General features: G+C 60.5%; 21 protein-coding genes and 1 pseudogene. 6 read left to right on the top strand and 16 right to left on the bottom strand.

Annotated elements, in window-relative coordinates:
- Positions 1-8 precede the first annotated feature (8 nt).
- From NKG99_RS10120 to nifS, 14 genes are all read right to left on the bottom strand, one after another.
- A complete protein-coding gene (locus NKG99_RS10120; RefSeq protein ID WP_352866946.1) occupies positions 9-1,853 on the bottom strand; it encodes an ABC transporter ATP-binding protein in 1,845 nt (614 codons plus the stop codon).
- A 72-nt stretch (positions 1,854-1,925) separates the two neighbouring features.
- A complete protein-coding gene (locus NKG99_RS10115; protein WP_352866943.1) occupies positions 1,926-2,831 on the bottom strand; it encodes an SIR2 family NAD-dependent protein deacylase in 906 nt (301 codons plus the stop codon).
- 33 nt (positions 2,832-2,864) lie between these two features.
- A complete protein-coding gene (gene nifT, locus NKG99_RS10110) occupies positions 2,865-3,077 on the bottom strand; it encodes a putative nitrogen fixation protein NifT (protein ID WP_023813715.1) in 213 nt (70 codons plus the stop codon).
- Positions 3,074-3,391, bottom strand: coding sequence for a nitrogen fixation protein NifZ (locus NKG99_RS10105; RefSeq protein WP_352569653.1), 318 nt, complete (start codon positions 3,389-3,391; stop codon positions 3,074-3,076). The genes nifT and NKG99_RS10105 overlap by 4 nt, the downstream gene beginning before the upstream one ends.
- Before the next feature lie 96 nt (positions 3,392-3,487).
- Entirely contained in the window at positions 3,488-3,682 is a 195-nt protein-coding gene (locus NKG99_RS10100) for a 4Fe-4S dicluster domain-containing protein (protein ID WP_023672218.1), read from the bottom strand.
- 32 nt (positions 3,683-3,714) lie between these two features.
- A complete protein-coding gene (gene nifB / locus NKG99_RS10095; RefSeq protein ID WP_352866939.1) occupies positions 3,715-5,190 on the bottom strand; it encodes a nitrogenase cofactor biosynthesis protein NifB in 1,476 nt (491 codons plus the stop codon).
- A 239-nt stretch (positions 5,191-5,429) separates the two neighbouring features.
- On the bottom strand, positions 5,430-7,193 hold the full coding sequence (gene nifA / locus NKG99_RS10090; protein ID WP_502913084.1) for a nif-specific transcriptional activator NifA: 1,764 nt from the start codon (positions 7,191-7,193) through the stop codon (positions 5,430-5,432).
- Positions 7,194-7,372: 179 nt separating this feature from the next.
- Positions 7,373-7,672 carry a ferredoxin family protein gene (locus NKG99_RS10085; RefSeq protein ID WP_023678245.1) on the bottom strand — a complete coding sequence of 100 codons (300 nt, stop codon included), beginning with the start codon at positions 7,670-7,672 and terminating at the stop codon, positions 7,373-7,375.
- A gap of 11 nt (positions 7,673-7,683) precedes the next feature.
- Positions 7,684-8,991 carry an FAD-binding protein gene (locus NKG99_RS10080; protein WP_352866935.1) on the bottom strand — a complete coding sequence of 436 codons (1,308 nt, stop codon included), beginning with the start codon at positions 8,989-8,991 and terminating at the stop codon, positions 7,684-7,686.
- Between the two features lie 9 nt (positions 8,992-9,000).
- Complete coding sequence (locus tag NKG99_RS10075; protein WP_023766900.1) at positions 9,001-10,110, bottom strand: electron transfer flavoprotein subunit alpha/FixB family protein; 1,110 nt, start codon at positions 10,108-10,110, stop codon at positions 9,001-9,003.
- Between the two features lie 17 nt (positions 10,111-10,127).
- Positions 10,128-10,979 carry an electron transfer flavoprotein subunit beta/FixA family protein gene (locus NKG99_RS10070; protein WP_023795975.1) on the bottom strand — a complete coding sequence of 284 codons (852 nt, stop codon included), beginning with the start codon at positions 10,977-10,979 and terminating at the stop codon, positions 10,128-10,130.
- A 188-nt stretch (positions 10,980-11,167) separates the two neighbouring features.
- A complete protein-coding gene (gene nifW, locus NKG99_RS10065) occupies positions 11,168-11,548 on the bottom strand; it encodes a nitrogenase stabilizing/protective protein NifW (protein WP_352866933.1) in 381 nt (126 codons plus the stop codon).
- A complete protein-coding gene (gene nifV / locus NKG99_RS10060) occupies positions 11,545-12,753 on the bottom strand; it encodes a homocitrate synthase (protein ID WP_352866931.1) in 1,209 nt (402 codons plus the stop codon). Before nifV ends, nifW begins: the two co-directional genes overlap by 4 nt.
- 25 nt (positions 12,754-12,778) lie before the next feature.
- Positions 12,779-13,945, bottom strand: a complete 1,167-nt coding sequence (gene nifS / locus NKG99_RS10055; RefSeq protein ID WP_352866929.1) for a cysteine desulfurase NifS — start codon at positions 13,943-13,945, stop codon at positions 12,779-12,781.
- Positions 13,946-13,992: 47 nt separating this feature from the next.
- On the opposite strand from nifS, the gene NKG99_RS10050 reads away from it, so the two are divergent.
- Entirely contained in the window at positions 13,993-14,286 is a 294-nt protein-coding gene (locus NKG99_RS10050) for a hypothetical protein (protein WP_352866927.1), read from the top strand.
- Between the two features lie 91 nt (positions 14,287-14,377).
- Here NKG99_RS10050 and NKG99_RS10045 read toward each other — a convergent pair whose 3' ends face one another.
- The gene (locus NKG99_RS10045) at positions 14,378-14,698 is read right to left on the bottom strand and encodes an iron-sulfur cluster assembly accessory protein (protein WP_352601193.1); all 321 of its coding nucleotides are present in this window, start codon (positions 14,696-14,698) and stop codon (positions 14,378-14,380) included.
- Positions 14,699-15,378: 680 nt separating this feature from the next.
- On the opposite strand from NKG99_RS10045, the gene NKG99_RS10040 reads away from it, so the two are divergent.
- Entirely contained in the window at positions 15,379-16,461 is a 1,083-nt protein-coding gene (locus NKG99_RS10040; RefSeq protein ID WP_352867069.1) for a hemin-degrading factor, read from the top strand.
- Between the two features lie 138 nt (positions 16,462-16,599).
- On the opposite strand, the gene NKG99_RS10035 is transcribed toward NKG99_RS10040, so the two are convergent.
- Entirely contained in the window at positions 16,600-16,905 is a 306-nt protein-coding gene (locus NKG99_RS10035; RefSeq protein WP_352866924.1) for a hypothetical protein, read from the bottom strand.
- Between the two features lie 413 nt (positions 16,906-17,318).
- Between NKG99_RS10035 and NKG99_RS10030 the strand changes: the two genes are divergently transcribed.
- From NKG99_RS10030 to NKG99_RS10015, 4 genes and pseudogenes are all read left to right on the top strand, one after another.
- Complete coding sequence (locus NKG99_RS10030; RefSeq protein WP_352866921.1) at positions 17,319-18,536, top strand: cytochrome P450; 1,218 nt, start codon at positions 17,319-17,321, stop codon at positions 18,534-18,536.
- A 40-nt stretch (positions 18,537-18,576) separates the two neighbouring features.
- Complete coding sequence (locus tag NKG99_RS10025; protein WP_352798761.1) at positions 18,577-18,768, top strand: ferredoxin; 192 nt, start codon at positions 18,577-18,579, stop codon at positions 18,766-18,768.
- Positions 18,769-19,056: 288 nt separating this feature from the next.
- Entirely contained in the window at positions 19,057-19,677 is a 621-nt protein-coding gene (locus NKG99_RS10020; RefSeq protein ID WP_352867067.1) for a nitrogen fixation protein NifQ, read from the top strand.
- Positions 19,678-19,939: 262 nt separating this feature from the next.
- Positions 19,940-20,044 (top strand): annotated as a pseudogene (locus NKG99_RS10015) (ABC transporter permease); the annotation flags it as partial.
- Positions 20,045-20,651: the final 607 nt, after the last annotated feature.

Raw genomic sequence — 20,651 nt, 5'->3', positions numbered from 1 at the left:
ATACTGGGTCATATGCTATCACCTGGGCGCGTCTGGAGATCGTAAAGGGCCCTGTAGCGTCCCCGCTTCGCCAGAAGCTCTTCATGCGTGCCGCGTTCTACGATTTCGCCGTTATCGACAAAAAGGATCTGATCGGCATGCATAAGCGCACTCAGCCGGTGCGCGATGATGATCGTCACCCGATCCTTGGCGAAGCGCCGCGTCGCCGCGCGAATGCGCTGCTCGGTGCCGGCATCGATCGCGGCCATCGAGTCGTCGAAAACGACGACAGAGGGGCGCAGCATCATGGTGCGAGCAATCGTGAGACGCTGGCGCTGGCCGCCAGAGAGAGAGACGCCGCGTTCGCCCACGACCGTCTCATACCCTGCTGGGAGCCCGAGGATGTAGTTGTGGAGCTGGGCGAATTCGCCAGCGCGTTCAATTCGCTGTCTCTTCGCCCAGGGGTCGCCATAAGCGATGTTGTTCTCAATCGTGGTGGTGAACAGGAACGCATCCTGCTGTACAACGGCAACCGCCTTGCGAAGGCTCTCGAGGGTGACATTGCGTATGTCCTGGCCGTCCAACGTGATGGCGCCACCGGTCACGTCGTAAAAGCGGGGGATCAGATGAGCCATCGTCGATTTGCCGGAACCCTGCGGACCGACGATCGCGATCGTCTCGCCTCTCCGGGCCTCAAAGCTGAGGTTCTTCAGAACGGCGCGGTTTTCGACATTGGGGTACGCAAATGAGACATTGTGGAAGCGCAGAGTGCCGTCGCTTATCTCAAGCGGTCTGGCCTCGAGAGCATCCCTGATCGTGATCTCCTGATCGAGGAGACCGAAAATCCGCGAACCGCAGCTGGAAGCGCGGGCAAAGGCATTGACCATGAGGCCGATCTGGCGGACTGGCATTTGCAGGATGGTCATGAAGGTCAGGAAGGTCGCCATCGTTCCGACGCTGATCTCGCCAGCGATGAGCTTGTTGCCACCGATCCAAAGCACCAATCCCATTGCGAAAAAGAAGGACAAGGTCATCGCCGACGTGCTGGGTACGTAGATGTCAACGAGATCGTTGGCGAGGCCGAGCGCGGTCTTGGAAGCGCGGTCGAACTTCAGCATCTCATAGGATTGAGCCGCAAAAGCGCGGACCACGCGGATGCCTGCGAGATTTTCCTTCATCACGCGGCTTAGTACCGAAAGGCGCTCATAGAGGTCGAGCCAGGTGGCGCGCAGCCTAAGCTGTGTGGTCGATGAGCGCCAGGCGACAAAAGGCACGAAGCTCAGCGCGACCAGGCCGAGCATGAGATCGATCGAGATCATCATGTAGGCGCCGATCCCGATCAGCATGGTGAGCAGGACCACGCGAACGAGCGCGGTGGAAAAATACATCCGCACCCCTTGGAGATCGAGCATTCCGATGGTGATCAGATCGCCTGAATGGACCCGATCGTGAAAGGAAAAGCTGAGACGCTGGATCTTGTCGTAGTAGGCGAGCCGCAGTTCGTACGCGACATGATGCCCGACGGCTTCGGCAAAATAGTTCTGCGCCATCGTGAAAAGGCCGCGTAGCGCGCTGACGGCGAGCAGCAGGAGAGCCGGGGTCCAGAGCGCTTGTCCTGCCGCGCTCCCGGCGACACCGCCCCCGATGGCTGTCTGGGCCTGGTCGACAGCCCGGCCGAGAAGCTGGGGAATGAGCAACTGGAGGATTGCCGCCATGATCGTCGAGCCCATAGCGAAGGCGACCTGCCAGGGATGCCGAAAATTCATGCGCGTTATGCGCAACAGCGTACTCAAATCCCGGCCCCAGCGCGCCGCTTCAACATGGGTCAACGAATTCAGAGCGTTCGTTGCGCTGCCGACAGCATCACTGTTCACGGGTGTATTCCCGACTGCATTTTGCGCCTTCGAGGAAAGCCGAAGGACGCATCATCAAAGGCGACCGCCATTTTAATCCTGTCCACAACCTGCAGCCTTGCCCGTTCCCAGAAGCCGAGCCGCCGCTTGACTAAGTGGCATGTCGATCACCGTGATTCCGCTTGCCGCAAGGAAACGCGCTTCGTTTCTGGTCAGGGTTTCCGCGTCCATTACGGTGCAATAGGGACCGCGGGAGCGCTTCATGATCTGTCTGGCGTAGGTGCGCAGCATCTGATCGTTGAAGCGGCAGCCAACGAAGAAAAATCCACGGGTGATGCGCCGTTCCTTCACCAGGTCAGGAATAGGTGTCTGGATATCAATTTCGGTCAGGACTTCGACATAGTCGGAATCTGCGACGAGAAAGTTTTGCGAGGGCCTACTACTCCCGTGAGGTGCATAGAGGACCGTCTTTGCCCCCGATCGGGCGTCGAGCTCCCTCCCGGACAAATCGTAGGTTTTTGTCCAAATGTTGCCGATTTCGTTCGCCCGCGTGACGCCTTGTATCTCAACGACGTCCGTTCGGCCGGTCTCCACGAGAGCCGTGCGCATCGCGCTGTCATACCAGCTGTCGATGATGAGGGAGAGCGGCAGCCTTGCGAGCCAGGCGTGGAGGAGGGTTGGCCTCACCGGCGCTGCGAATATCTCGGTCATCCAAGCTTGAAGCGTCCGGCGATGCCGGCGCTGTTCGATGAACTGCGCAACCGACCACATATTGGTGCGGATCCTGGAAGGGGCGGGCGCCCGTGCATTGAGTGCCGCGGCAACGAACTCCGGAGTATGCGGCACAGGCGGTTCCGCACAGTTGAACCCAAGAAGGCCCGGACCGAGATAAGGGATCACCTCATCGGCGGCGAGCGCTGCCTTCGCCAAGTCAAGCAGCTTATCGGCAAAACTGTCCCGCACGATGACGAGGTGGTCCGATGTCAGGATCGTGTTCATGCTCGTTTCCTCGCGACGCACCTAGGAGCAGCATCAGTCCTCTTCGGAAACTTTCCTTGCCTCGACAGTGATCGGCAGACGCGTATCCCGTGGGAGATCGGGTAAGACGAGCCGCCACCCGTTCCGGAGCGTGATAGTTCCGCCCCACAACTCTTCCTTCTCGAGCTTGATGATCGGCTCTTCGAGGTCCTTTTTGGGGACATAGGCCGACAAGCCAGCATCGGTCCTGCGGATCATGACTTTCATCTGGCCGTCCCTTCATTGGTATTGCTTTCAGCACTGCAGGACTCGGCTTTCTCGAGGCTCATCAGTTCACGCGCTCGCATGCCGACGACGGTGCCACGGTCGATCCACTCGACCGCATAGATGAAGAACTGCTGGAGAAAGGTGCCGATGTCGCGCACATATCCCTCGTCGCCCTTCCGCACGAGATTTTCGCCGATTTCCCTGCCAGGATAGGTGCCGTCATTCTTTATGTGGCGAGTAGCACGTACCCGCTCTCCCGGCATGAAGCGTGGCGGCCTGCGGATTTCGATCTCCTCTTCGCGTCTGAGCGGCATGTCCGTTCCCTGATTTCTCGTGGGGCTGCAGATTGTGAACAAGGCGCTCCAGGCGTCCTGCGTAGGCAGCCCCAACCATGTCGGCAGCCCATGTGGTCACGCAGGAACGCAGGTCTTCGGCACCGGGCATACCGAGGCACATTGCTGCGCATCGAAGACCCCCTCGCATTCGGTGCACTTCTGTGACTCGATCACGTAGCTCTCGCCTTTGAACTTGATCGCGCCGGAAGGACATTCGAATTCGCAGGCGCCGCATTGGGTGCATTGGGATGCGATGATCTTGAAAGCCATTTTAACTCCTGGTCCGAATGAAATGAGACAGCTCAGGCCGTCGCCGCGAGTGCGGGGGCCCCTGACGTGGCGGTGTAAATCGCGCTGATTGCCGTCTCGATATAGTCATGGGCATAAGCATCGGTCGCTTGGATTCCAGCCTCCGCGAGCTGATCCTGCGGGCAAGTTCCGATCCTGGCGCACAGCACGATATCTATGCCTTGAAGGGCTGCGATGATGCCATCGAGGGCGGCTTCCTTGCCCAAGCCGCCGAGGCAATACTTCTCCACCTTGCGATGCCCGACAAAGCTGATCCCCCTCGGCGAGGCTTGATAAACCTGGAATTCCTTCGCATGGCCGAAATGTTCGTTGACGCGGCCGCCGCCCTTGGTCGCCACCGCGAAGAGGACGGATTTGCCGGGCCTCGCTGCCTTGACCAATCCGATCGCTTCACTTCTGGCCGCCACGTGATCACGGCGCTCCTGCGCGACCAGCTCCCGATAGGCCTTACGCTTGCTGGCATCGTAGGTGACCTCGCCGGGAATCCGGTCGGCCGTGAATTCCTGGCCACGATCCTCGCCAAGCATGCCGACGGCATCTGCCCGGCACTGCCGGCAGTGGCGCATCAACTGGGCGCCGCCTTCGAGACGATCCTGAAGAGCCTTCAGCTCCTTTGCGTTTGGGCCGCGCTGACCACTCAGTCCGTAGTGCGTGCCGTGCGCCGGGTCCGAAATCAGCGGCATGAGGTTGTGCAGGAACGCGCCTCGCTCCTTGACCCATCTATTCACCTCGATCAGATGCTCATCGTTCACGCCAGGAATCATCACCGAATTGATTTTGGTGAGGATGCCGCGCGCGGTCAGCATCTCCAGGCCCAACATCTGCCGCTCGTGCAGCATCCGGGCGGCTTCGAGGCCGAAATAGCGGCGATGGTCGTAAAAGATCCAAGGATAGATCTTTGTACCGACCTCAGGGTCGACCATGTTGATGGTGATCGTCACGTGATCGACATTCATGTCGGCAAGCTCATCGACATGGTCCGGTAGCGCGAGCCCATTCGTGGAGATGCAAAACTTGATGTCTGGGATTTCCCTGGCGACCCTGGCGAAGGTCGCCTTCGTCTTCTTCCAGTCGTAACAGGCATCGCCCGGTCCGGCGATGCCGAGCACGGAAAGCTGCGGCACCTCGCTGGCGACCGCGATCACCTTGCGTAGCGCCTGGTCGGGCGTCAGCTTTTCAGAGGCCACCCCAGGCCGGCTTTCGTTGGCGCAGTCATATTTGCGATTGCAGTAGTTGCACTGGATGTTGCAGCCCGGCGCGACCGCGACGTGCATGCGCGCGAAATAGTGATGCGCCTCTTCTGAAAAGCAGGGGTGATCCTTGATCTTCTCCCAGACAGCCGGATCCGTGTCGTCGGGCTTTGTCGACGAGCCGCAGGATGACGCGCAACCACCGGGTTTCATGGTGCCAAGCAACTGGTCACCGAATGTCGTGCTGAGGCTCTCAAGCGAAATTGCCGGTGCAGACATGAACGGCTCCGTTGCTGCGTGATGTCGCAGTTCAAAGCGCAAGAGCTATGCCAGCTCAAAGAGCTGTTTCGGTTCACGAATAGGCTTGTCGTGTCAGATTCCTTCGGATTGCTCCGACACACCTTTGTCGGGCTTACGACAGTGGACACGCAAATAGGGTCGCGAGGCTACCAGCCTTGGGCGCGCAAAGTGTGAGCGAGACCACTCCGGGCTGCTTACGGTTGACGTCATCACGACGTCTAGAATTTCTTCACCACGATACCATGCCGGCGCAGGGCGTAGCCGACTTGCCGCGGCGTGAGCCCGAGGATACGAGCCGCCCTGGCCTGAACCCAACCGGCCTTGTCCATCGCGTCGATCACCCGGTCGCGTTCCGCCAGACGCGGGGGACAAGTGGGATCGTTCGGATCGCCTGCCGTAAAGGGAGATATCTTGCCTGCGGAGGCACCGATGCAACTGGCCGGCAGCCGCAATCCGACCGGCGCTGCGTTGACCCGTGCGAGATCGTCGATGGCATTGCCGCCATTCGAGCGGTCGGCTCGCTTCCAGAGGAGCCAGGAAAGGCACTGGCCCTTCTTACAGGCGAAATCGGATGGAGTGATCGTCCTTGAGCGCGCAAGTGTGGCCGTCCTTTGGACGCAGTTCTCCAGCTCGCGGACGTTACCAGGGAAGTAACATTGCGAGATCAGGTCAAGCGCCGGCGCCGCGAAGGCTAGTGCGCGATCGTTCTCCTTGTTGAACCGGTTGAGGAAGGCGTTCGCAAGGCGTGGAATATCGCCGGTTCGCTCTCTGAGCGGAGGCAGGATAATTGGCACGACATTGATGCGGTAATAAAGGTCGGCCCTGAACTCCCCTTTTATGACGGCCGTCTCCAGGTCCTTGTTGGTGGCGCATATGAGGCGCACGTCGACCTGTAGCGTTTTGGTGCCGCCGACTCGCTCCAACTCGCCTTCCTGCAAGACACGCAACAGCTTGGCTTGAAAGGCCGGCGAAATCTCGCCGATTTCATCAAGTAGCAGCGTTCCCTCATTTGCCAATTCAAACCGACCGGCGCGCTGGGAGATAGCACCCGTGAAAGCGCCCTTTTCATGCCCAAACAGTTCTGACTCCAGAACACTTTCAGACAGTGCGGCGCAGTTCAATTTGACGAAAGACTTCTTCCTCCGACGTGAGAGCTTATGGATGGCCTGCGCAAAGAATTCCTTGCCGGTGCCGCTTTCACCCCGCAGAAGCACGGTGGAATTGGTCCCTGCTACGACCGAGACGGTTTCGAGCACCTGCTTGAGTGCGGGGCTTTCCCCGATGATCCCGTCGATTTTGGCATCCGCATGCCGGGCAGGGTCGTAGGTCCTCCCCTCGTTGGGCGATTTCTCCGGTCCCGATTGCTCATGGCCACACCGCTGACGATCTGTACTCAGGGCGCGATGGAGGCGGATGGTCCGGCCGACAAGGTTGGCGACCATCGTCAGGAAATAAATGTCCTCGTCGTCGCGAAAGTCGGTGGCGCCGTCTCCGGCGCGGTCGATCGACAATGTCCCAAGGATATCATGATCAGCCTTTAGCGGGATACCGATAAAGGCAATTGGGATGGTTCCGATGCTCGAAGACGTTTGAAGGTCAGCCTGAAATAGTTGGGACTTGCGCACGTCCGGTATGAAGAGCGGCGTCCCCGTAGCGACGATTTGATCTGCTACGGCCTGTGGTATGACGCGGCGAGTGCCTGATTGACGTACGTGGGTATTGCCGGCAGTCGCGGCAATCTCCAGCTCTCCTTCAGCGTCCAGGACGACGATTGCTCCGTGACGCATCTGCAGAAATGAAGGCAGTACGTTCACGACATTGGCGAGCGTAATCTCCAGCTCGCTGGGGGCGGTCAGCACCTTCGATATCTCGTAGAGTCCTCTGAGCGCGATATCTGATTGGGGCATGCTTTTGATGGGCGGTTCAGGGCGGGTCTCCCGAGGTCCAACCTCGTCGACCCGATCTTGCGGTCCGTGGGTCATGGAAACACCTCAGGGGTTGTCGTCCAGAGTGCTCCTCCTTTTTTATCTGAATTCTGAAAGCACAGTATTCACGAGCTTCTCTTCGTCAAAGCGACGATCGAAGCAAAGAAAATAGACTTGGCGTTGGGCGAGACCTAAACTGTATCAAGATCAACCCTCTTAATACGTGCGTGCGTCGGTCATCCGAATTTGAAGAGGACTCCGAAACCGCCGCGTGGATAGTTCCACTCGATCTCGCCACTGGTCTCACACAAAATCCGGCAGGTGCCGCACTCCATGCAGCCGTCAGCAGTGATCTCCACTTGACCTTTGTCGTTCAACTCATAACATTTCGCCGGGCAGACGTGGGTAAGCGCGAGCAAGTTCGCGCTTGGCCTCTCGTGCGGTCGCACTTTGATATGCGGACGGCCGGAATCCACCAAGTAGCGGTTCTGGTAAAGCTTGTCCTCGACACGTGACTTTGTCACTGCGATCGTCATTTCGTCTCCCTTCAGCGCCACGCCAATGCAAGGCGGACCGCGTCGCTGACCAGCCCCCAACGCGAGCGCGCCTTGATGAAGGCCGCCGTGGTCGCCTTTTCCTTGTCGATCTTCGGCGTGCCGTCGACACGCATGAAGTTCTGCGCGGCTTGCGACATCAACCGCGGATAAGTTGTGAAGTAATTGCAGGAATTGGTGTGGAGCAAGGCCGGCATATCTTTGTATTTCTTTAGGTCCTTGACCACGAAGGACCTGTCCAGCATGGCTTTGTAAAGAGCGAGATTTCGTTTGGTCATAGGAGCGTTGCGGCTGTTGACCTCGATGATTGCCTCAGCCGCGATGCGGCCGGAGGTCATGGCGAGGTTCGAACCCTCGCGGTGAATGGCGTTGTTCAGTTGCGCGGCATCGCCGACCACGACCCAACCATCGCCAAACAGCTGCGGAATAGCCTTGTAGCCGCCTTCGGGAATGAGGTGTGCGGAATATTCTTTCACTTCCGAGCCGGCGATCAGCGGCCGGATCGAAGGATGGCTCTTTAAGGCATCAAGGAGAACGTAGGGGCTCTCGACCATCGCGGCAAAATCGGAGACGAGGCAGCCAATGCCCAGTGAGATCGACTCCTTGTTGGTGTAGAGGAAGCCGAGCCCGGCCATGCTGCGGGAGGTCGTGCCCACCGCCTCGATCACGCAGCCTTCATCGCCCTTGACGCCGAACCGCTGCTCAATGACCTCTTCGGGCAGGAAATGCATTTCCTTAACGGCGAGCGCCACGGTTTGTGGCTTCGGCATCTGGCGCAGGCCGGCTCGCGTGCCAAGCAGTCCGCAGACACCTTCTGCGAGAACGACCACGTTCGCGTAGATGGCTCCGCCGGCCCGATCTGTGCGGACGCCGACCACCCTGTCCTTGGCGTCACGGATGAGCTCCGTCACGGTCGTCTCGCACAGAACCGTCGCGCCGGCCTCGCGCACCTTACGCGAAAACCATTTGTCGAACTGGGCACGGATGATTGTGTATCGGTTGGGCTTGGCCTCATTGAAGTCGTCCGACCGATAGTGAATCCCGGTATGGGATGTGTCGTCCATCACCCAAAGCCGCTGTTCAACCAAATGCCGCTCGAGAGGCGCATCGTCCCTGAAATCCGGGATGATCTTCTCCAGCATGTTCGCGTACATGATGGCACCTTGGACATTCTTGGAGCCCGGATATTCACCGCGCTCCAACTGCAGCACCTTCAGGCCATGGCTGGCCATGGTGTAAGCAGCTGCGTTTCCGGACATGCCTGCCCCAACAACAATGGCGTCGAAGTTTTCCTCGATCATGTCCGTCCCTTAGCTCGCAAGCTTATCGCGACTGTGGGGCGACAGCCGCCGGGTGAAGGCTTCCGTCAGTGCGGGCAGGAAGCGGATCGCGTCGGTGACGATTCCGAGGTGAGCGAAATCGAAAATCGGCGCGTTCGGGTCGGTGTTGATGGCCACGATGAGATCCGCCCCCTCGACGCCAACCCGATGCTGGACGGCGCCGGAAATCCCGGCCGCTATGTAAAGCTTCGGCCGGATGGTCTTGCCAGTTTGGCCGATCTGCCGATCAGCTGGCATCCAGCTCTTCTGGACCAACGGGCGCGAACAGCCATGCTCGGCGCCGATTGCTCGCGCGAGGTTCTTCACAAGCTGCAGGTTCTCCGCCGCGCCAAGACCAAGGCCTCCCGCAACCACGACGTCGGCATAGGCAAGGTTTGCCTTTGCCGACTGATTGTCCGGCAGGAAGCCGAGGACTTTGGTAGCGATCTCGTCCTCGGCAAGCGAGAGCTTGTGCCGGATGACACGCCCGACCGGTTTATCCGTCCGCTGCGGCATGGGCATGACTCTTGGCCGCACTGTCGCCATCTGAGGGCGGAAATTGAGCGTATAGATCGTGCACAACAAGGAACCGCCGAAAGTCGGACGCGTGGCGGCGAGCGAACTGTCGGTATCCACATCGAGTTCGGTGCAGTCGGCCGTGAGCCCTGTCTGCAAGGTCGTCGCCACGGAGCCGGCAAGATCCCTGCCGAGTGTGGTGGCACCGAGAAGAAGGATTTCGGGTTTGTGGGTATCGACCAGATCCGTCATCGCCTTGGTGAAAGGCTCGTTCCGATAGTCGGCGAGCAGGGGCGCCTCGGCGATGTAGACAAGGTCAGCACCATAGGCGAATGCTTCGGCAACGGCGTTCCCGACGGCCTCTCCCGGCGGTCCGAGCACGACGCCTGCAAGCTGGACCTGAAGCTTGTCTGCTAATTTGCGGCCTTCGCCGAGCAGCTCGAATGATACGGGATGGACCTGGCCGCGTTCGAGCTCGATGAAGACCCAGACGTGCCGGTAGTCCTTGAAATGGGCGGGCAGCTCCTTCTTTATGCCGGCGCGGCCGGCGGCAGGGCGAGGGGTTTCTCGGTTCGCGGTCGACATCGTTTTGCTCCTTGCCGTCACGCGCCGCCGTTAAAGGCGAGCTCATGTTCCAGCGCCGGCTGGCGGGTGAAGATTGCGGTGATGAGTTCGTCAGCGACATCGCGCAAGGCCTTCTCGGCGGTGTCGATTAGTGCCGCCTTTTCAGCTCGAGCAGGAGGGGCGAAAACACGCTTGACGACCGTCGGTGAGCCGCGCAGGCCGCATTTGGTGAGATCCTCAATGCCGGCGTCAGCCGCACTCCATTTCAAGACCTGGCTGCGCGCGGCGCACAAGGCGTCGTGGATCGAGCCCCGGCGGATCTCGTTTGTGCCTTCCAGCATGGTGATGAGGCAAGGCAGCCTGCTCTTCAGCATCTGTGTGCCGCCTTCGGAGCGGCGCTCGACCTTGATCTCGCCTGCAGCAAGATCAATAGAGGGGATCTTCGCGACATAGGTCAGTTGCAGGAGTCCGAGGCGCTTGGCGATGCCGGGCCCGACCTGGGCGGTGTCGCCATCGATCGTCTGCTTGCCGGTGAAGACGAGGTCTGGCGTGCCGAACGTTTCGCCGACCTTCGCGATTGCCTGTGAAAGGGCGAACGAGGTCGCCAGCGTGTCGGAGCCGGCAAAATAGCGGTCGGTCAAGAGCACCGCTCGGTCGGCGCCGTAGCCGAGCGCCTTGCGCAGCGCGTCCTCTGCCATGGGCGGACCCATGGTGAGCACGGTGACTTCGCCGCCATACGCATCGCGCAGTCTGAGCGCTTCTTCGAGGGCGAACAGGTCGTAAGGGTTGATGATGGTCGGAACACCCTGGCGCATGATTGTGTTCGTCACCGGATGGACCCTTATCTGTGCCGAGTCCGGCACCTGCTTGATGCAGATTACGATGTGCATTGGCGGTTTCTCTAGGCTCCTGTCCGGGTGCGGGCATTGCGGTTATCTCCTTGATCCGCATAATTCGTGCCAAGTCTCTTGCGCTGCCCCCTTTCCTACAACTTCGGCTGGTTGCTTCTGACGGCGCTGTGGTGATGACCGGATTTGTCGGCTGCTCGACATTGTCGCGTCGCAACCCTTGTCGCCGCTCATTCCCGTCCGAACCGCTTCAGTACCGAGTCGAACGGGACAAAGGTGTGACCCGGCGCGGCAGGTTTGTTCGGATCGTGGTCTTTGAGCACCTTGAAGACCCGATGCGTGAGCGGCGAGGAAATCGCAAAGTCCTCGTAAGCGCGTTCGAGCCTCGCGCGCACCCTCGCGGCAATCACCTGGTCGGGCAGACCGGAGAAATCTTCTTCGGCAAGGTATTGGCCCACGCGCTTCATTATATGGAGCCGCGAGACATTCAGCACCTTGGGGTCATAGGAGACGCCAAGGACTGAGAAGAACTCCTCCGCGGCCGACAGGCGCTTCAGTCGTGCGAGGATGTCTGTGACATCGATGGGGCGGCTGTCAGCGGAACAATTCATTGCATTCTCCCTGGTCGCAAAACTGTGGCCTTTGCGCGCGCGCGCACGGCTGACCTGGACCCGCACAGCTCGAAGAGGGCCGCCTCGCTGCACATTTTATCGTAGAGCTCGACCAGTTGAGTTGCAGTGAGCGTCGATTTGGTCTCGGCCGCCTCGCGCCGGACGCGGGCCACCATCGCGGCTGCCAGATCCGGGTCGAGATCGCGACCGCTTTCGCTCAGCACATGGGCAATCGCAGTGGCGCCGGAATGCTTGCCGATGACGATCCGCCGGCAGCGGCCCACGAGAGCCGGATCAAGCCCCTGATAAGTACGCGAGTCCTTCAGCAGCCCTGCGACGTGAATGCCGGATTCGTGGGTGAAAACATCGGCGCCGACGACCGGCTTAGTGGCCGCGGTCTGCCGGCGGGCGGCCCAGGCCACCTCGGCGGCGAGGCCGGGCAATGCGGTCAGCTCGATGCCGGTATCTGCGCCGCCGAAGACCGCCATCGCGGCGGCCACCTCTTCCAGCGCGGCATTGCCCGCACGCTCGCCGAGCCCCAGGACGGTGACGGAGGCATGGCGCGCGCCTGCGCGGATCGCGGCTAGCGTGTTGGCGCCAGCAAGTCCGAGATCGTTGTGCGCATGAAATTCAAGGTCGATTGGAGACTGCGCCACGAGCTGGGCGACAAGTTCAAAGGTCGAAAACGGGTCGAGAACACCGACTGTGTCGGCTAGCCTGACGCGGCTTGCGCCGGCGCGTGCGGCCGTATCGATGACGCGGGCGAGATGATCCCGATTGGCCCGCGAGGCATCCTCGCACCCCACCGCGACGAAGAAGCCGGCGGCGGCGGCGCGCCTGACCATATCATCGATGACCTGGAGCGCTCCCGCCTTGTCGAGGCCGAGCTTGGCGGCAAGTTGGATGTCCGACGCAGGCAGCGACAAATTGACCGCTTGGACCCCGCTCTCGATCGCTGCATCGAGATCCAACGACGTCATCCGGCACCAGGCCATGAGCCGAACCGGAAGACGCCGCGCGACCACGGCGCGAATTGTTTCGATCTCGTCGACCCCCATGACCGGCGTGCCGATCTCGATCTCTGTCACGCCGGCCGCCGCAAGAGACTCAGCGATCTCCAGCTTTTCCGTCGTGGTAAAGGCGACGCCCGGCGCCTGCTCGCCATCGCGCAAGGTCGTATCGTTGAGGGAGACATGACGGGTCATGACCGGTAGCCTGTTCTTCTGCCGCTCACGCATAGACCGGATTACCCGGCCCAGAACCGGAAAAGCTGCGCAGCTTCCCCACGATTCCCGGCATGACCTCGAGCACCCGGTCGATATCCTCTTCGCTGTTGTCCCGCGCCAAGGAGAAGCGGACTGCCGCGTGCGGCGTTTTCATCGCGCTTAGGACATGGCTTGGTTCCAGAGAGCCGGAGGTGCAGGCCGAGCCAGAGGAACACGCGATGCCAATGCGGCTGAGGAGAAGTGGAATTCCATCACTGTCCACATGTTCGAAGGAGATGTTTGCGGTGTTGGGCAATCGTTGCAGGGGATCACCAGTGACACAGGTGCTTGGGATGCGCTGGAGGATCCCGCCCTCCAGGCGATCGCGGAGCGACTTTACCCGTGTGGTCTCGTCGTCCATGAATTTCAAGGCGAGTTCGGCCGCCGTGCCGAGCCCGGCTATGCCGGGCGTATTCTCGGTGCCAGCACGCCGGTTGTGTTCTTGGTGACCCCCCTTGATCAGCGAATGGAAGTTGACGCCGCGTTTTACGAAAAGGGCACCGATCCCTTTCGGCCCGTGCAGCTTGTGGCCGGAGAGCGACAGCATGTCGATTGCGGTCGACTTCAGGTCCATCGGAAGCTTGCCGACCGCCTGCACAGCATCGGTATGGAATAGGGCGCCCACTTCCTTGGCCAACTCGGAAAGCCTGGCCACGGGGAAGATCACACCAGTCTCGTTGTTCGCCCACATTATTGATACGATTGCCACCTGTGGGGTGAGGGCGGCCATATAGGCGTCGAGGTCGAGCCGACCACGGCAGTCCACCGGGATCCTGTGCACCTTGACGCGGCGGGTCTTCTCAAGATGCGCGCAGAGCGTCAGCACGGCGGGGTGCTCGACCGCGGACGTCACGATCTCGGTTCGGTTGGGCGCCGCCTCGAGCGCTGAAAGAAGCGCTGCATTGTCGCTTTCTGTCCCACCCGAGGTGAAGGTGATCTCATCGTCGAACTCTGCGCCGATCAGCGCTTGCAATTGCCTCCGCGCCTTTCTCACCGCCGCACTGACTGAGGCGCCAAGAGCGTGCGCCGACGAAGGGTTGGCGAATTGATCCCTAAAGAACGGCAACATCGCTTGCAGGACCGCAGGATCGACCCGTGTGGTTGCGTTGTTGTCGAGGTAGACAGGCTTCATAGGTGCGATCCTCAGTTGACCAGAATGACGCGGCGCGGACCGACTCGTTGAGCCTCTGGCGCATGCCGTTGATGATAATGGGCCTGAACTGGCAGCCCCCGCAGACGCCCGGAGTGTTTGACGCAGACCGGATCTCCGTCGAGATGGACATGTTCGCAGTGGCCGCCGTCAGCCCGCAGGTAAGGACGCCCGAACGCGATGACGTTATCGATGAGCCGAATTTGGCGCAGCGGCGCGATTGTCCGCAAGCAGCTCGGGTGACACCAGGACCCGAGCTGTTTCGGGAGGCGACGTTCTTTGCATCCCAGGGAAGCGAATGGCTGTCCCGAGATCGGCTTTGACCTTACCTTGTTCTTTAGGACTGTTGTGCCGGCCATATAAGTCTCCTCTGCCGCAAAATCAGTCTGTCGGCTGCACAGGCGCTTCGGGCGTTTAACTGAAGGACTTGCCGCAGCCGCACTTTTCGCGCGCATTGGGGTTATCGAATACAAAACCGGAAGATTCGAGCCCGGTGAGGAAGTCGACGGTCATGCCAGCTACATGGGGTTGGGAGCCCGTGTCCACGAACAGCTTGATCCCATCGGTGTCAGTGATCGCGTCGCCCTCGCGCGACACGCTCTCCAGGCCCATTAAGTATTTGAAGCCGGCGCAGCCGCCGGCCTCGACCATGATGCGAAAGCCTTCCGCCGGCTCGCTGGCGCGGGAAAGAGCAGTCTTGAAGGCGGCAACGGCGTTGTCGGTGAGCGTAATCATGGCTCCATTCTCCTCAGTCCAGGACCGGCTTGCGCATCACGCCGCATGCACCGTGCCAAAGCGAAAAAACGTTTCAACACAGCGCGGCATCTCTGACACTGCCGTGCTTCTTGTGAGTGCATTGCAGCGAAGGTGTCGGCAAACCGACACGTACTGTCGGTTTGTCCGGTCCCGCCACCAGGGATGTTGGGCCTGAGTTCCCGGTTGAACTCACATCACCAAGTACAGAACTTCTTCTGAGCTTGCTTCGGCGCAATTGGCACGGTTTTTGAAGCTCCGTTTGGCGAGACGGCAAGAGCATGCCGATCCACAACCATGCCGTGGGTGCCCGCGCGATGGATGGGGCGAAGCAGGGGAGCAACATGTCAGGACCGGGTCAGACACGCGTTGTTTGGCAAAGCAGCGCCGCCCGTGGCATCCGAATGCCCGCTTGGCCGATTGCGACAACACCCACACTCGCTCACCCACCGCCCAGTAGCGGCCGACCGGCTCGATGGGATGCCATCGGCATGTGCCTGCTCGCCGGTTTTCGCACGGGTGCGACGCCGTGCGCACGCTGTCCAGACACCTTGTTCATGGGCCAGCAGCAGATCAGGATCGAGCATTTCGGCGCGCCTTATCGGCTGAAGATTCCCGGGCAGGCAGATGATCCTCACACGTCGGTAGAAACAGGGGTAAGCATGGACCAACGCGAGAAACCGTCGCCGGACGAAATCCGGCGGGCGTGCAAAGACAATCCGAAGATCCGGGAGCATGATCTCGCCGCTCGATTGGGCATTTCGGAAGTCGAGTTGGTCGCGGCGCATTGTGGTCATGGCGCGGTGCGCATCGAGCCGCGCGTTGATGATCTGCTGACCGGCCTCGAAGCGGTCGGCGAGGTGATGGCAGTCACCAGCAACGATAGTGCCGTGCACCAAAAGATCGGCGTGTACGGCAAAGTGGTCACCGGCAACCAGCATGCCATATTGCTCGGCGACGGGATCGACCTGCGCATCTTCCCGAAAGCGTGGGCGTATGGCTTCGCCGTCGAGAAGCGCGAGGGAGCCGAGATCCGCCGCAGCCTGCAATTCTTTGATGCCACCGGCGAGGCGATGCACAAAGCTCATCTCAGGCCCGCCTCGAACCTGCAGGCCTATCAGGATCTGACGGCAGAGCTTGTATCCTCCGATCAGGAGCCGATCATATTGCTCGAGGCGAGCGGGGCGCGCGATAACACCGTGAGTCCAGACCACGCCGCCACGGTCGACGACCTACGCGAGCACTGGGGCCGGCTAAGCGACGTGCATCAGTTCTACCATATGTTGAAGACACTGAAGCTCAGCCGCTGCCAGGCTATGCGTACGGCCGACGAGGATAACGCCTGGCTGCTCGACAATGATGCCGTTGGCGCCCTGTTCCAACAGGCGGCCGAAGACGAGATGCCGATCATGTGCTTTGTCGGCAATCGTGGTTGCATCCAGATCCATTCCGGCCCGATCAAGTCGGTCAAGCAGATCGGGCCGCGGATCAATGTGCTCGACGAGACCTTCCATCTGCATCTTAGGACCCATCGCATCCGCGAGGTCTGGGCCGTGCGCAAGCCGACGAGGGACGGTCACGTCACGTCCATTGAAGCGTATGGCGCGGACGGCGAGATGATCATCCAGTTCTTCGGCAGGCGCAAGGAAGGCGAACGCGAGGGCAGCGACTGGCGGTTTCTGGCCGAGAGTCTGCCATGTGTTCCCGGTCCGGATGTGGAGAGTGCCGACAGGCCCTCGGATTGAACCGGCCGCCATAGGACTCGGCAGCACGTTCCGACAGCGGCTCGCGAGGAATTTAGGTCCATGTGCGGAAAGGCTTGCCTTCATAAGCGCATACGGACGGTTGGGTGTGCACGCCGGAAATTGACCGCATCGATACAGTCAAGCTCGTCGCGGGCCGGACTGCTGCGCACGAGTGCATCGCCGTCTGACCGAAAATCCTTGCAGCGCCTGCGAGCGATAAAACGCATACGCCATCATCGCCGAACCGAAGCGCGGCTCGATCTTGTTGATATTCCCGATCAAACGCCGTCGGGTCTTGTCGGATCGCACCCGATCCTTGCGCTGGATCGCATCGTTGCTCAATCCGGGCCGTGCGAGGCGATCTCCTCGCTCATCGACCGGAAGGCTGTGCAGCAGCAGCCAGGCCGAACAGCCCGATGTCGCGGACTCGACAAAACCGACCACGGATGTCGGTTGTCGGACGTTGTCCTAAGAATGATGGACAGGTGATCATCAACTTAGCGGCGGCGGGCCAGTTCAGGCTGGCGTCGCTTGGTACAGGCCAGGGGCACGCCTATCCGGCACGCGACTTGCTTTGACAATTTGGCCAGCGGGGTGTCAGCAGTGCGTCACGATCTCAGAGGTGATTGATCGCCTCTCAACCATAACGGGATAAGCGGCGGCTTTGCTTCTGACGGCAGCGCGGCGGAGATGCCCTTCTGATTGACTTCGCAACCGATCTCATCGCGCTGGCAGTGGGCTGATCGGGCGACAGATCTCGAACGCGCCCGACAAGAGACGCACCCATACGGAAATCGATTTTATCAACAGCGGTGCAATCTCAATCGAGCCATGAACGCCAATGTAGAGAAAGCAAGATGGCGACCAACCCCGTTCCAGATCATGTCCCGCCCGAAATGGTGAGGGATTTCAGCCTGTTTACATCGCCAGGGATGCCACCAACACTCAACGGGGATCCACACGCAGCTGTCGCTCGCGTACATGACGGGCCTCCGATCTTTTACTCCCGCTACAACACGCAAGATGGCCGGGGTACCTGGGTCATCACCCGTGCCGCGGACCAGCGGAGGGTGCTGCAGGACGCAGAGACTTTTTCCAGCCATCGCAGCATCTTCTCCTCCATACTGGGTGAAAACTGGCCGACGATCCCGCTTGAGCTCGATCCACCGGCCCATGGCGTCTTTCGCTCACTGCTCAATCCGCTGCTTTCGCCAAAGCGGGTGTTGGCTTTGGAACCGGCTGTCCGCGAACGGGCGGTCGAGCTGATCGAAAGGATCGCCGCGTCGGGCACAAGCTGCGACGTGATGAAGGATTTTGCCTTTCCTTTCGCGGTGAGCACCTTTCTTCGCTTTCTGGGGTTGCCCGATGACCGACTCGATACATTCGTCGGCTGGGGGAAAGATCTGCTCCACGGCGACGATAAGGAACGACCTGTGGCTGCCCGGACGATCGTGGCATTCATCGACGAACTTGCAGCCATGCGCCGCCAGGAGGCGGTTGACGATTTCATGACCTTTATCGTGCAGGCACAGGTCGAGGGCCGCCGGCTGACGGACACCCAAGTCCGCGGCATCGGCGTGCTTGTCTTCGTCGCTGGGCTCGACACGGTCGCAGCAGCTATAGGCTTTGACTTGGCGTACCTCGCGCGCAACCTCAAAGATCAGCAATTGCTGCGGAGCGAACCGGACCGCATCCCGCTCGCAACCGAAGAATTGCTGCGGGCCTATCCGCCCATTCAGTTGATCCGCGTGGCTACGAAAGATATCGACTTCGAAGGCGCGCCGATCCGGAAGGGGGACTATGTTTCCTGCGCCACGATGATTGCCAATCGTGACCCGGCGGAATTCGCATGCCCCAACACGATTGATTTGGAGCGGGAGGACAACCGCCACGCAGCGTTTGGCTATGGTCCCCACCGTTGCCTTGGCTCACACCTTGCCCGGCGGGAGATTGTCATTGGCCTGGAGGAGTGGCTGGCGCGCATCCCGGCTTTCAGGATCAAGCAGGGTACGGCACCGATAACTTCTGGCGGCCATGTGTTCGGGATCGAGAATTTGATCCTGGACTGGTCTTAGGCCCGCCCCGAGCCGGGGCACCGACAATGGAGGCAGCGCCATGCGCATCATCGTCCAAAAGGCCAAATGCCAGGGTCACGCGCGATGCGCGGCGCAAGCGCCGGACATCTTCAAGCTTGATGAGGAGGGCTACATCCTGCCTGGTGACATTGAAGTTGCGGAAGGGGAGGAACTGCCTGCATCGCGAGGCGCGCGATCCTGTCCTGAACGTGCGCTGGAACTCACTCGCTGACGCTCTGAATCAGACGTCATCCAACCGTGAGTCTGGCGGCTTGAACCATGTGGCCGCACTCAGCACGCGACCTCTGTCCCGCACGGTCCACGTCCAAGGGCCGGGGTTCGCGAAACGCCTCCTTCCAATCACAGAATCTGCGACAGAGCCGAGTGGACCAGACGAAAATTGCCGAACTACTCGACCGAGAGGCGATCCGCGACTGCCTCTACCCGAAGAACTCCCCCACCCAGTTGCGGCCGGCCGGGTCGCTGCATGACTTGATAGGACAAACCAGGAGAACGCACCATATTTGCCCAACATTATGCCCGGCTCAGCACCGGCCAATGGCCGCAGATCGAGCTGGAGAGGAGGTTCGACCAGCATGTACTTGCCTGTGTGCTCTCACGGGCGCTCGAGGAGATCGAGGCCGGCGAGGCGACTGCGACGGAGGCAACCGGACTCTCGCGCGCCGAGCTGCGCGATGTCCTGGCCCGCTGTTTCCCTGCTATTCCTATCAACGCGTTTGCCTTGAAAGAGGTGAGCGAGCCCGAGCCGGATCTGGAGGAAGAACTTCTGCACGGACTGCTGCTGGCGCATGCCCGGCCGGGCGACAAGGCGAGCGCCCGTTTCGCCAGGATCATCGCCCGGCGTGCCATGCGCAATGACCACCTCTGGCAGGACCTTGGCCTTTTTAATCGGACCGAGCTCGGCCGCCTGCTCGCCTCGCATTTTCCGACGCTGGCGGCCGGCAACACCCAAAACATGAAATGGAAGAAATACTTTTACCGCAAGGTCTGCGAGGCCGAAGGTTTTTCGCTGTGCAGCGCGCCCAGTTGCCGGGAATGCAATGATTTCGAAAGCTGCTTCGGCCCGGAGGAAGGCGAAAGCCGCCTCACACGGATCAAGAACGGCGTCGCCTCGGATTGAGAACCGCTTTCGTTACAGCCGCCGCGCTCGCGCCGCGCCATATGTCTCTTGTCGAATGTCGACTGACGCCTTCGGGGATTGAATGCTGTGCCTGCTGTCCGATTACTCGCCATGCTCGCTTCGGAGGGCGCCGTCATGATGGCGGTGCAGGATGCGACCCGCACCATCGCCGCCGAGCAACTGGTGTTCTCCGGGTCGTTGCTGCTCGCCTGCCTGGCGGTTGCGGCGCCTGGGCGGCCGCGGTTCACCGCCGTCATTGCTCGCGCTGGTGCACAGTTTCGCCTCGATCACCCATTGGGGCGGCCAGATTGTCTCCGGCGTCGCCATCAATTTCGTTGCTGCCGGCTCCGCCATAATTCTCGGCCAGGTTCCGGCAGGGCGCGCGCTGGGGTTCCTGGAAGCTTTACGAATTTTCTGGATCCCGCCTCAACCCGAATTGCGTGTGCTTGTTGGACAAATTAGGTTACTGGATTCGGAATTAGGATAGATTCGAGGCTTCGAATTTCTAACGCTCGCGAACTCGCAGGTCGTTCACGTCAGCACGAAGGCGTTTAACTCTACGTGTCGTATTGGCAGCTATGCGCCCTATACTGGACGCCTGGCAGGCTATTTCCAGGTCTTACAAGCGGACGGCAAAAGAGGCACCAGCGAGCCCTGCGCCAGGCGCGTTCTACACCCACGTGACGACGCCGCACTTTGTTTCGGCCCCAGCACGGAGACGCTCGGATCTATCGTACAGTAAGGCGGTTGAGTCGACCGTGAACTATCCGCAAGCCGTTGATCTGGCATGTTGATTGAGGCGGATAGTGGCTTTTGGGTTGCAGGATTAGCGGTTTATGGGGGCTGTTTTCCTGCAATTCGTTTTGCGATTCCCTTGTGCTGCGGAGCGTGATTGAACTAAACCGCTGCCGCGGTAGCTGATGCGCGGGTCTGGCCTGAGGAGGCCCCTGTCTGAGAAGATTTGGTGTCGAGCC

This window comes from Mesorhizobium sp. M1409, from assembly GCF_040317535.1.
Classification (GTDB): domain Bacteria; phylum Pseudomonadota; class Alphaproteobacteria; order Rhizobiales; family Rhizobiaceae; genus Mesorhizobium.
This window is presented reverse-complemented; position numbering and strand designations above follow the sequence as displayed.

Coding starts and splice junctions, on each gene's coding strand:
- NKG99_RS10115 (WP_352866943.1), bottom strand. CDS start 2,831: ATGAACACGATCCTGACATCGGACCACCTCGTCATCGTGCGGGACAGT.
- nifT (WP_023813715.1), bottom strand. CDS start 3,077: ATGAAAGTCATGATCCGCAGGACCGATGCTGGCTTGTCGGCCTATGTC.
- NKG99_RS10105 (WP_352569653.1), bottom strand. CDS start 3,391: ATGCCGCTCAGACGCGAAGAGGAGATCGAAATCCGCAGGCCGCCACGC.
- NKG99_RS10100 (WP_023672218.1), bottom strand. CDS start 3,682: ATGGCTTTCAAGATCATCGCATCCCAATGCACCCAATGCGGCGCCTGC.
- nifB (WP_352866939.1), bottom strand. CDS start 5,190: ATGTCTGCACCGGCAATTTCGCTTGAGAGCCTCAGCACGACATTCGGT.
- nifA (WP_502913084.1), bottom strand. CDS start 7,193: ATGACCCACGGACCGCAAGATCGGGTCGACGAGGTTGGACCTCGGGAG.
- NKG99_RS10085 (WP_023678245.1), bottom strand. CDS start 7,672: ATGACGATCGCAGTGACAAAGTCACGTGTCGAGGACAAGCTTTACCAG.
- NKG99_RS10080 (WP_352866935.1), bottom strand. CDS start 8,991: ATGATCGAGGAAAACTTCGACGCCATTGTTGTTGGGGCAGGCATGTCC.
- NKG99_RS10075 (WP_023766900.1), bottom strand. CDS start 10,110: ATGTCGACCGCGAACCGAGAAACCCCTCGCCCTGCCGCCGGCCGCGCC.
- NKG99_RS10070 (WP_023795975.1), bottom strand. CDS start 10,979: ATGCACATCGTAATCTGCATCAAGCAGGTGCCGGACTCGGCACAGATA.
- nifW (WP_352866933.1), bottom strand. CDS start 11,548: ATGAATTGTTCCGCTGACAGCCGCCCCATCGATGTCACAGACATCCTC.
- nifV (WP_352866931.1), bottom strand. CDS start 12,753: ATGACCCGTCATGTCTCCCTCAACGATACGACCTTGCGCGATGGCGAG.
- nifS (WP_352866929.1), bottom strand. CDS start 13,945: ATGAAGCCTGTCTACCTCGACAACAACGCAACCACACGGGTCGATCCT.
- NKG99_RS10045 (WP_352601193.1), bottom strand. CDS start 14,698: ATGATTACGCTCACCGACAACGCCGTTGCCGCCTTCAAGACTGCTCTT.
- NKG99_RS10040 (WP_352867069.1), top strand. CDS start 15,379: ATGGACCAACGCGAGAAACCGTCGCCGGACGAAATCCGGCGGGCGTGC.
- NKG99_RS10030 (WP_352866921.1), top strand. CDS start 17,319: ATGGCGACCAACCCCGTTCCAGATCATGTCCCGCCCGAAATGGTGAGG.
- NKG99_RS10025 (WP_352798761.1), top strand. CDS start 18,577: ATGCGCATCATCGTCCAAAAGGCCAAATGCCAGGGTCACGCGCGATGC.